The sequence below is a fragment of the Methylobacterium sp. A52T genome, from assembly GCF_053346095.1.
In genome coordinates this window covers 1-9,825 of the sequence record NZ_JBKFBI010000184.1, presented here as the reverse complement: position 1 = coordinate 9,825, position 9,825 = coordinate 1, and the positions used below count along the sequence as shown (strand labels likewise).

Sequence of the window (9,825 nt, the reverse complement as noted above, 5' to 3'; positions counted from 1 at the left end):
TCGGCGGCTACCCGCCGGCCCCGGACCGCGCGGCGCGCGCCACCGCGGCCGAGCCCGTCGCCGCCCCGGCCGGTCCGAGATGGTAGGCCCCAGCCGGCGGTCGGTGCTCGCCGGCGCCCTCGCGGCGGGTGCGGGTGTCCGGCCCGTCCAGGGCAGTCCCGCGCCGATCGCCCTGCGCCGGGGCATCGCCCTCTGGCCCTGGTTCTCGCTGACCACCGAGTACCCGCCCCCGCGGACCGACTACGCGTGGCCGCCCTTCCAGGCCGGTCGGCCGGTGCCGACCCGCGACGACCTCGCCCGGATCGCCGGGTTCGGCTTCGACTTCGTGCGCCTGCCCCTCGATCCCGGGCCGTTCGTGGCCTTCACGGGGTCGCGGCGTGCCGAACTCCTCGGCACCCTGTCGGAGGCCGTCGACGCGGCGCTGGCGGCCGGGCTGCGCGTCTTGGTCAATGTCCAGGCGAACGCCGCGACCCACCACTACACGCCCGACGCGTTCTACGGCTCGGACCGGGCGCCGCTCTTCGCGGCCTATCGCGACCTCGTCGGAGACCTCGCGCGCCTGTGCGCGCGGAAGGGCACGGATCGCGCGGCCCTGGAGCCGGTGAACGAGCCGCCGCAGGCCTGCGGCGCGGGCGCCTGGAACCGGGTGCAGGACGGGCTCCTGGCGGCGGCCCGCGCGGCCGCGCCGGCGCTCACCCTCGTGGCGACCGGCTCCTGCGGCAGCCTCGTCGCCGGCCTGACGGCCCTGGACCCGGCCGCGCTCGCGCGGTTCGCGCCGCTCCTCTACACGTTCCACTTCTACGAGCCGTACCTGTTCTCCCACCAGGGGGCGACCTGGCTCACCGAGGAGCCGTTCTACCGCTGGCTCACCGCCGTGCCCTGGCCCGGGAGCCGCGGCACGCTGCGCGAGACCCTCGCGGCGGTGCGGGCGCGCATGGACGCGGACCGCGCGGTGCCGCAGGCCGAGAAGGCGCGCGACCGCGCGGTCATCGAGGCGAAGCTGCGCGAGTATTTCGAGGCCGCGCCCGGTCCGGCCTACATCGCCGACGCGATGGCGCCGGTGGCGACCTGGGCGGACCTCTACGGGATCCCCCGGGGGCAGGTGCTGATGGGCGAGTTCGGCGCCCTGCGCACCGATGCCCGCTTCACGGCGTCCCGGGCCCCGGACCGGGCCGCCTACATCCGGGACGTGCGGCTGGCGGCGGAGGCGAACGGGTTCGCGTGGTCGTTCTGGAACCTGTTCGACGGCCTCGGCCTCATGGACGACGCGCACGTCGCCGATCCCGGCCTGATCGCGGCGCTCGGGCTGCGGGCCCGGCCCTGAGGCGGCCCCCGACCGATCCGCGGCCCGGGCCCCTCTCAGCCGCGGCGCGGAAGGGGCGGGAACAGGACGATGAGCATCAGGGCGAACTTGGCGAGCAGGGTCGTCTTGCCGGCGAGGCCCTCGAACGTGTTCACGAGGATCACGAAGGCCAGGATCGGTAGCCAGACGCCGCGCCGGCAATCCCGCGCGATCTCCGCGAGGTAGAGCCCCACCGCGATCACCAGCACCCCCGTGACCAGGATGCCGTGGTAGAGCACGGCCGAGATGATCGAGTTCTCGATGCCCCATTCCAGGCCGTAGATCCGGCGCAGCGTGTTCACCTGCAGGAAGTCGGGGGCGAGCAGGAGCTGCCGGAACGGGATCGCGTCGAACACCGTGAGCATGTCGACCCGGGCCTGCGCGCTGCCGCCATCCGAGACGAACCGGTCCAGCAGGGTGTCGAAGAACCCGGCCGAGGCGAGGACCGCGACCAGGACCGGCAGCAACGTCAGGGCGAAGCACGCGCAGGCCGCCGCCGCCAGCGGGACGCGGCCGGTGCGCAGGGTGCGGTTCAGGGCCACGAGCCCGACAGCGCCGCCGAGGATCAGCGTCGTGACGGTGGCCGAGCGGCCCCCGAACGTGACCAGGGCGACGAGCTGGAGGACGATCATGGCGGCGCGCGGCATCGGCGCCAGGCGGCCGCCGCCCTTGGCCAGCGCCAGGATGTAGCACGCCGTCATGGTCGCGTTGGCCAGCGGGTGGCCCTGGAGGGCCGCCGAGCGGGTGTCGGACTCGAACGCCACGCCGTCGAACCGGTAGGGGAAGAAGCGCTGGCCGCTCGCGAGCTCGAACAGGCCGAGCAGGGCATTGGCGAGCATCAAAATGTGGAAGATCGTCTCCAGCCGCCCGAGCGTTTCGGCGTCCCTGTCCATCAGGAGGATCGGGACGAGGCCGGCGAGCACGAAGGTGTCGATGGAGCCGGCGAGGCCCGCGCCGCCCCGGGCCGCGATCAGCGCGAGGAGCAGCACGCCGCAGGCGGCCAGGAGCACGCTGGCCGGCCGCCGGTTCAGAGCCCCGGCCACCGGGATCACCGGATTGCCCGCGCGCATCAGGGTCCAGCCGATCAGGACGACCGCCAGGTAGGTGGCGGGGTGGATCTTCGAGGCGGCCGAGCCGGTGATCCCCTCGTAATTGAGGCCGAGCGCCCACAGGAGGCCGCCCGAGACCCCGACGAGGAGCAGGACCCAGACCGAGAGGGCCACCGATTCCGCCCGCAGCAGGGCGCGCAACACCGGACCCGTGCGCGCCGCCGAATCGTGGCGGCGCGCGAAGCCGGTCTGCCGGAGGGTCCTCACGCCTTGCGCCGGGTCAGGAGCAAAGAGCCGGAAATCGGTCGGCCTAGCGCCTCCGACGTGTCGACGAGGTCGATCAGGTCGCGCTGGCGCGTCGCGCCGTTGCAGGCGACGAGGAGCAGCCGGTCGGCGGCGGCCGCCAGGGGACCGAGCCGCAGGTTCTCGGTCAGCACGCCGCCGTCGACGAGCACGAGGTCGAAGCGTCCCTTCACGCCCGCGATGAAGCGCTCGACATTGGCGGGTGTCAGGGCATCGCGCAGGGGCTTCTCGGTGTCGCCGAGCCCGACCCGGCGGGCGCCGGAGGCCGGGTCCGTCCGGGTCACGGCGTTGAGGCTCTGCTCGCCGCGGAGCACGTCGAGGAGGCCGCCGGTGCCGGAGCCGTCCGCCCGCAGGTCGGCGTCGACGCGCAGGACGCGGTCGCCGCGCGCGACGGCGACCGCGGCGAGCAGCCCGATCACCGCCTGGCGCTCCGCCTCGTCGGATTCCCCCGAGGTGACGAGCAGCGCCAGCGCGTGGCCGCTCATGCCAGAGGTCGCGGCCAGGTGGTCGAGGGTCAGGCTCGCGGCGCTCGCGCTCGCGCCCCGCGGCCGCAGGCCGGGCAGCACGGCCACCACCGGGGCGTTCGACAGCCGCTCCAGCTGCCGCGGCGAGAGCACGGTCGGCGCCAGATATTCCCGCGTCAGCGCGAGGCCGGCGCCGAGGCCGAGGCCGCCCGCGAGGGCGGCGGCGACCAGGATCAGCCGCGGCGGCCAGCTCGAATCCTGCGGCGGCCGCGCCGCGGTGATGATCCGGGCGTTCGAGCTGTCGATGCTGGTCTGCTCCTTGATCTCCCGGGCGCGCACCAGGAAGGCGTTGTAGACCGAGCGCGCCGCGTCGACCTCGCGCTCGAGCTCGCGCTGCTGCACCGACGACTGGGCGTTCACCGCCGACTGCCGCTGCAGGCGCTCCAGCTCCGCCGCGAGGGTCCGCTCGTTGGCCTGGGCGCGCTGCGCCTCGGTCTCGGCGGCGCCCGCGATGCGGTTCAGCTCGGCGTCGATCAGCCGGCGGACGTCCTGCATCTGGGCGCGCACCGCGGCGATGAACGGGTGGCGCTCGCCGAGATTGGTGCGCAGGTCCGCCTCCTTGGCGGCGAGCTCCGCGTACTGCCCGCGCAGGCGCTCGATCACCGAGGACTGGACCGCCTCCGGCATCGCCCCGGACCCGATCGCCTGCCCGCGCGCCTCCCGGATCCCCTGGAGCCGCGCCTTGGCGTCGGCGGTCCGCGCCCGCGCGGCGACCAGCCGCGCGTTCAGGTCGGTGAGCTGCTGCTCGTTCACCAGTCGGCCGCTCGACGCGATCAGGCCGTTGCGCGCCTTGTAATCCTCGAGCTTCTTGTCGGCGGCGTTGACCGCGTTGCGCAGCTCGTCGAGGCGGCCGCGCAGCTCGCCCGCGGCGCGCTTGGCGGCGTCCGAGCGGGCGTCGGTCTGGTCCGTCAGGTAGGCGCTCGCGATGGCGTTGACGATCCGCGCCGAGAGGTCGGGGTCCGTCGTGGTGACCACGAGATCGATGACGAAGACCTTGTCGGCGCGCTTGACCGCGAGCCGCCGCCGCAGCTGGTCCAGCGCCCGGCCGCGGGCGTCGACGGGCCGCTCCGCCCTCGGCCCGGCCACCAGCGCGCGGAGCTCGCCGAGGGCCCGCGTGACGACGCCGTCCTGCGGCGCGCCGAAGCCCGGCGTGGTCGCGAGCCCGACCTGATCGACCGCCCGGCCCAGCACGGCGTCCGACTCGATCACCTTCACCTGGCTCTCGACCTGGGCGATGCCGCCGTCCGGCGACAGCCCGGCGGGATTGACGTCGTTCGAGACGACCTGGCGGTCGCGGGGATCGATCAGGATCTGCGCCGTGGCGGTGTAGAGGGAGGGCGTGATCAGCGCGTAGGCGAGGGCGAGCAGGCCGAGCAGCAGCGCCGTCCCGAAGACCAGCCGCTTGCGCCGCCACAGGATCCGCCACAGGTCGCCCAGCTCGGCCGTCGTGTCGGGACGGTTCGGGCCCGGACGCTCGGGATGGGCCGGCTGCACGGGGGTGAGCCACGTCGCGACAGCGATGTTATGGTCGATCTGTGCCACGATCGGTCACCGTCGTCTCAAACCTGGTCGGTCCCTCGCGGGTGCCTTACCCACTGCAAGAGTCGCGCAGCCTCCTGACAATGGATCGGGACCGCGATCCGCGCCGGAGCGGCCCGGATGACTGGGAGCGTGGTAAATCAAATCCGCGCGGCGCGCTCCCGCGCCCGCCTCGTTCATCGCGGTCCCGGTGTTGCTGCAGCGTGTCGGCGGCGCGGACGCGGCGTCGCATCGCGGCGGCCCACTGAGGGCGCGACCGGATATCCCGCACGCCGCGCTGCCGCAGCGCCCGCCGAATCCGGCCCGAGCGTTCAGACATCGGCGTGGATAACGCCTTCGGACTGCTCTATTCCCCGATCGGATAAATTGTATTGGTTCTTGCGAGAGGCAACAATCGCTTCAAGCTGCGGTCTGTACTCTAATTCAGGTGCTCTGCCATGGAAGCGATCGGCGTCGAGGACCGGGGCGGCGGCCGGCGCGACGCCAGCGCGCGCCTGCGTCGGATCGCGGCCGCGACCGGCGTCCCGCTCGCCGCCTTCTTCGGGGCGCCGGCGCCGCGCCCGCTGGCCGAGCTCAGCGAGCTGATCGGCCTGTGGCAGTCGATCGCCGACCAGGAGGGCCGCAACGCGATCCTGGCGGTGGCCCGGGCGCGGGCCGCCGGGACGAAGGACGGGGCGGGCGGGCCGGCCTGACGGAGCGGCCCGCGGATTTTGCGGCGCCCGGCCCTGGCGGGAACGCGCCGGGACCGCTACATGATGGGAGCGGGGCTGCAGAGTTCGTCAGGAGCACTATCCCCGGGGCCTTATCGACTCCCTCGGGAGCTGTCCCTGGCCTCGTCCCTGGACTTGGCCAACACGGCGCCCACCTACGCTGTAGGTTTCCCGGGATCGATCCTCCAACGGCTCACGTGGCTCCGCACCCGACTTCTCCCAGATCCGGCACCGAGGCTCCGGACGCCGCCCGCAAGGCGGAACTCCGCGCCGCGGCCCTCGCCGCCCGCGACGCCCTCGATCCCGCGGCCCGGCAGGCGGCCTCGACGGCGATCGGGGACGCGCTGCTGGCGCTGCCCGAGCTCGCGGGGGCCCGCTTGGTCGGCGCCTTCTGGCCGATCCGCAGCGAGGTCGATCCCCGGCCCGCCGCCGAGGGCCTGCGCGCCCGCGGGCAGGCCGTGGCCCTGCCGCACGTCACGCCCGACGGCCTGGTGTTCCGGGACTGGCGCGCCGGCGACGCCCTCGTCGCCGGCCGGTTCGGCCTCAGCGAGCCCGACCCGTCGCTGCCGCCGGTGGAGCCCGACGCGCTGATCGTGCCGCTCGCGGCCTTCGACCGGACCGGGCAGCGCATCGGCTACGGCCGCGGCTACTACGACGGCGCGATCGCGCGCCTGTCCCGGACACGCCCGGTCCTGACCGTCGGCATCGGCTTCGCCGCCCAGGAGGTTGAGCGCGTGCCGGCTGAGCCGCACGACCGCCCCCTCCAGTTCGTGATCACCGAAGACGGCGTGATCCGCTGCGACAGGACCGCCTGACCCATGCGCCTGCTCTTCCTCGGCGACGTCGTCGGGCGTTCGGGCCGCACCGTGGTGTGCGAGCACCTGCCGCGGCTCCGGGAGCGCTGGCGCCTCGACTGCGTGGTGGTCAACGGCGAGAACGCGGCCGGCGGCTTCGGCATCTCCGAGACGATCTGCGACGAGCTGATCCAGGCCGGTGCCGACGCGGTCACCCTCGGCAACCACAGTTTCGACCAGCGCGAGGCGATGGTGTTCATCGCCCGCCAGCCGCGCCTGGTGCGGCCGGCGAACTATCCGCCCGGCACGCCGGGCCGCGGCGCCACGGTGGTGGAGACCCAGGGCGGCGCCCGCGTCCTCGTGGTCAACGTGATGGGCCGGGTCTTCCTCGACGCGATGGACGACCCCTTCGCGGCGGTGGAGCGCGAGCTCACCGCCTGCCCCCTCGGCGCGGCGGCGGACGCGGTGATCGTCGACGTCCACGCCGAAGCGACGAGCGAGAAGCAGGCCTTCGGCCACTACCTCGACGGCCGGGCGAGCCTCGTCGTCGGGACGCACACGCACACGCCCACGGCGGATCACCGGATCCTGCCCGGCGGCACGGCCTACATGTCGGATGCCGGCATGTGCGGCGATTACGATTCGGTGATCGGCATGCAGAAGGACGAGCCGATCCGCCGCATGATCCAGAAGACGCCCGGCTCCCGCTGGGAGGTGGCCGTCGGCGAGGGCACCCTGTGCGGCATCGCGGTGGAGACGGACGGGCGCGGCCTCGCCACGCGGGTCGCGGCCCTCCGCCTGGGTCCGAATCTCGAGGAGACCGCCCCGCATTTCTGGGATTAGCGTCCCGTTCGGACCGGTGGATGCCGGTTTGGCGTAAGCCGGTCGCGGGCCGCTAAGCCTTTTGTGCGGGACTGGTCTCGATCGGCCTGGGCATAGCTCCGCGGTGACCTTCCCGAGACTTGATCGCGTGCGGGCCTACCCCCACAGTGCCCCCCGAGGGGCGCCGATGGCCGGCTGCCGCGTGGTGAGATCAGGCTAGAACGATCGATGGCCGCCCGAGAAACCGGCGACGACAAGAATGGGCCGCTGGCACAGCCCGGGATCTATCTCGGGCGGATGGTCATCTTCCTGATCCTTGTAGGCTTCCTGGCCTTCATTCTGTTCCGGCAGATCACACCGGCCTTCCTGGCCAATCCCGGGCTCAATGGGCTCATCCTCGGCGTGCTGCTGATCGCCGTCCTGATCGCCTTCGGGCAGGTCGTCCGGCTGTTCCGCGAGACCGCCTACGTCAACGCCGTCGCGGGCGGCGCGCAGGTGAAGAAGCCGCCCGCCCTGCTGGCGCCGATGGCGCCGACGATCGCCGCGCGGGCCGGCGGAGCCACCCTCCCGGGCACGACCGGCTACCTCGACACGATCGCGGTGCGCCTCGACGAGGGCCGCGAGATCCTGCGTTACATCTCCGGGATCCTGATCCTGCTCGGCCTGCTCGGCACCTTCTGGGGCCTCATCGACACGCTGTCGGCAGTCGGCGGCGTCATCAAGGGCATGCGCGGCGGCGGCGATGCCGGCGTGATGTTCGACGAGCTGAAATCGGGCCTCGCGGTGCCGCTCTCGGGCATCGGTCTGGCCTTCTCGGCCTCGCTGTTCGGCCTCGCCTCGTCGCTGATCACCGGCTTCCTGGAACTGCAGGCGGGCCAGGCCCATGCCCGGTTCCACAACGAGCTGCAGGACTGGCTGATGTCCGGCGCGGCAGCCCCGGAGACGGCGCCGGTCGCTGCGGCGGCGACCGCGGCGCGGCCGGCTGCCGGCACGCAGGAGCTGAAGGAGGCGGTCGACCGCCTGAGCGCCCTGGTGGCCGAGGGCGGCGGCAGCCGCGCGGCGACCCAGGCGATGACCAACCTCGCCGAGGGCATCCAGGGCCTCGTCCAGCACATGCGCGCGGAGCAGCAGATGATCCGCGACTGGGTCGAGGCGCAGGCGAGCCGCGAGCGCGAGCTGAAGCAGGTGCTCGACCGGCTGGGCCGGGAGCGCGTCTAGTGGCCTCCACGGCGACCCGGACCCGGCGGACGCTCAACGTCTGGCCCGGCTACGTCGACGCGCTGGCCACGCTGCTGCTGTCGGTGGTCTTCCTGCTCACGGTCTTCGTGGTCGGACAGTTCTTCCTGTCGCAGGAGCTGACCGGACGGGACGAGACCCTGGCGAGGCTCAACCGCCAGATCGCCGACCTCACCGACCTTCTCGCCCTGGAGCGGACGAACCGCCGCAACCAGGAGGAGGAGGCCCGCAATCTCCGGACGACGCTGGCCGGCGTCGAGGCCGACCGCGACCGGGCCAAAGTGCAGGCCGAGGCCGCGACGGTCAGCCAGGGCGCGGCGGGCACCCTCGACAAGCAGCTGGAGACCGAGCGCGGCGCGACCCGGCGGGCGCAGTCCCAGATCGACCTGCTCAACGAGCAGATCAGCGCCATGCGCCGCCAGCTCGCCGCCCTGGAGGACGCCCTCGCGGCCTCCGAGAGCCGCGACAAGGAATCCCAGGCCCGGATCGCCGAGCTCGGCAGCCGGCTGAACGTCGCCCTCGCGCAGAAGGTCCAGGAGCTGGCCCGCTACCGGTCCGACTTCTTCGGCCGCCTGCGGCAGATCCTCGGCAACCGGCCCGATATCCGCGTGGTCGGCGACCGCTTCGTGCTGCAATCCGAGGTGCTGTTCCCGGCCGGCTCCGCGACCCTCAAGCCCGAGGCCGGGCCGGAGCTCGACCGCATCGCCGGCGCGGTCTCGGAGCTCGCCAAGCAGATCCCGGCGGACCTGCCCTGGGTGCTCCGCGTCGACGGGCACACCGACGCGCGCCCGATCAGCACGTCGCAGTTCCCGTCGAACTGGTCCCTCTCGGCGGCGCGCGCCATCGCGGTGGTGCAGTTCCTCGCCGGCAAGGGGATCCCGCCGCAGCACCTCCTGGCGGGCGCCTTCGGCGAGTTCCAGCCCCTCGAAGCCGGGGCGACCGAGGAAGCCTACGCCCGCAACCGCCGGATCGAGATGAAGCTCACCGAGCGCTAGCGCTGTCGGACCGCCGCGGCGCCACAGGGTGTGTCGGCGCGCGGCCCGCGTCCGGAGACGAGTTTCGCGGCGATCTCGCTCCGCGTTCCGAGGTGCATGTGCCGATCAAGCCAGCATCCGATTGTCTTACGACAGCTTTGACCGCCATAACCCGGAAGATTTAGGCCGTAATTCCCCCGGCGGGCGCCGATTCCTCCTGTGCGCGCCGCGGCTCTGCTGGATTAACGCATCGTTATCCTTGACGCCCCATGGTGCGGCCGATCCAGGGAGACCATATCGATGTCGAAGCTCAGCCTGTCCCTGAACGCGGTTCGGCCCGGAGCCGACGATCACCCCCGGCCGCACGTCGCGCTGCGGGACGAGGCCAGCGCGATCGCCGCGGCCGTGCGGGTCTTCGAGGACGGGCTGACGGATCTGCGCGCGGGCGTGCCGGCCGCGGACGACGCCGCGTCCGCCGCGGCGGCGGGCGACGCGGCGGGCCGGCTCCCGGCCCGCCCCGCCCGTCAGACCC

Annotated in this window: 8 protein-coding genes, 1 other RNA gene and 1 pseudogene; 8 read left to right on the top strand and 2 right to left on the bottom strand. The window is 73.3% G+C overall.

The window, feature by feature from the left end:
• The first annotated feature begins 79 nt into the window (after positions 1–79).
• On the top strand, positions 80–1,324 hold the full coding sequence (locus ACLBYE_RS27770; protein ID WP_447696641.1) for a glycoside hydrolase family 5 protein: 1,245 nt from the start codon (positions 80–82) through the stop codon (positions 1,322–1,324).
• 35 nt (positions 1,325–1,359) lie between these two features.
• Here the strand turns inward: ACLBYE_RS27770 and ACLBYE_RS27765 are convergent, their stop codons facing one another.
• Positions 1,360–2,658, bottom strand: coding sequence for a VpsF family polysaccharide biosynthesis protein (locus ACLBYE_RS27765; RefSeq protein WP_447696640.1), 1,299 nt, complete (start codon positions 2,656–2,658; stop codon positions 1,360–1,362).
• Complete coding sequence (locus ACLBYE_RS27760; RefSeq protein ID WP_447696639.1) at positions 2,655–4,760, bottom strand: GumC family protein; 2,106 nt, start codon at positions 4,758–4,760, stop codon at positions 2,655–2,657. Before ACLBYE_RS27760 ends, ACLBYE_RS27765 begins: the two co-directional genes overlap by 4 nt.
• Before the next feature lie 434 nt (positions 4,761–5,194).
• Between ACLBYE_RS27760 and ACLBYE_RS27755 the strand changes: the two genes are divergently transcribed.
• From ACLBYE_RS27755 to ACLBYE_RS27725, 7 genes and pseudogenes are all read left to right on the top strand, one after another.
• On the top strand, positions 5,195–5,449 hold the full coding sequence (locus ACLBYE_RS27755) for a hypothetical protein (RefSeq protein WP_354456151.1): 255 nt from the start codon (positions 5,195–5,197) through the stop codon (positions 5,447–5,449).
• A 69-nt stretch (positions 5,450–5,518) separates the two neighbouring features.
• A non-coding RNA gene (gene ssrS, locus ACLBYE_RS27750) (6S RNA) lies at positions 5,519–5,675 on the top strand.
• Positions 5,665–6,282 (top strand): 5-formyltetrahydrofolate cyclo-ligase, encoded by a 618-nt coding sequence (locus ACLBYE_RS27745; protein ID WP_447696638.1) that lies wholly within the window; start codon positions 5,665–5,667, stop codon positions 6,280–6,282. The genes ssrS and ACLBYE_RS27745 overlap by 11 nt, the downstream gene beginning before the upstream one ends.
• A gap of 3 nt (positions 6,283–6,285) precedes the next feature.
• Positions 6,286–7,104, top strand: coding sequence for a TIGR00282 family metallophosphoesterase (locus ACLBYE_RS27740; protein WP_447696637.1), 819 nt, complete (start codon positions 6,286–6,288; stop codon positions 7,102–7,104).
• Positions 7,105–7,311: 207 nt separating this feature from the next.
• The gene (locus tag ACLBYE_RS27735; RefSeq protein ID WP_447696636.1) at positions 7,312–8,301 is read left to right on the top strand and encodes a flagellar motor protein MotA; all 990 of its coding nucleotides are present in this window, start codon (positions 7,312–7,314) and stop codon (positions 8,299–8,301) included.
• On the top strand, positions 8,301–9,314 hold the full coding sequence (locus ACLBYE_RS27730; RefSeq protein ID WP_447696635.1) for a peptidoglycan -binding protein: 1,014 nt from the start codon (positions 8,301–8,303) through the stop codon (positions 9,312–9,314). The genes ACLBYE_RS27735 and ACLBYE_RS27730 overlap by 1 nt, the downstream gene beginning before the upstream one ends.
• 279 nt (positions 9,315–9,593) lie before the next feature.
• A pseudogene (locus tag ACLBYE_RS27725) lies at positions 9,594–9,825 on the top strand (methyl-accepting chemotaxis protein); the annotation flags it as partial.

Excerpts from the sequence above, each read along its gene's own strand:
- ACLBYE_RS27770 (WP_447696641.1), top strand. The coding sequence starts at position 80 with ATGGTAGGCCCCAGCCGGCGGTCGGTGCTCGCCGGCGCCCTCGCGGCG.
- ACLBYE_RS27755 (WP_354456151.1), top strand. The coding sequence starts at position 5,195 with ATGGAAGCGATCGGCGTCGAGGACCGGGGCGGCGGCCGGCGCGACGCC.
- ACLBYE_RS27735 (WP_447696636.1), top strand. The coding sequence starts at position 7,312 with ATGGCCGCCCGAGAAACCGGCGACGACAAGAATGGGCCGCTGGCACAG.
- ACLBYE_RS27740 (WP_447696637.1), top strand. The coding sequence starts at position 6,286 with ATGCGCCTGCTCTTCCTCGGCGACGTCGTCGGGCGTTCGGGCCGCACC.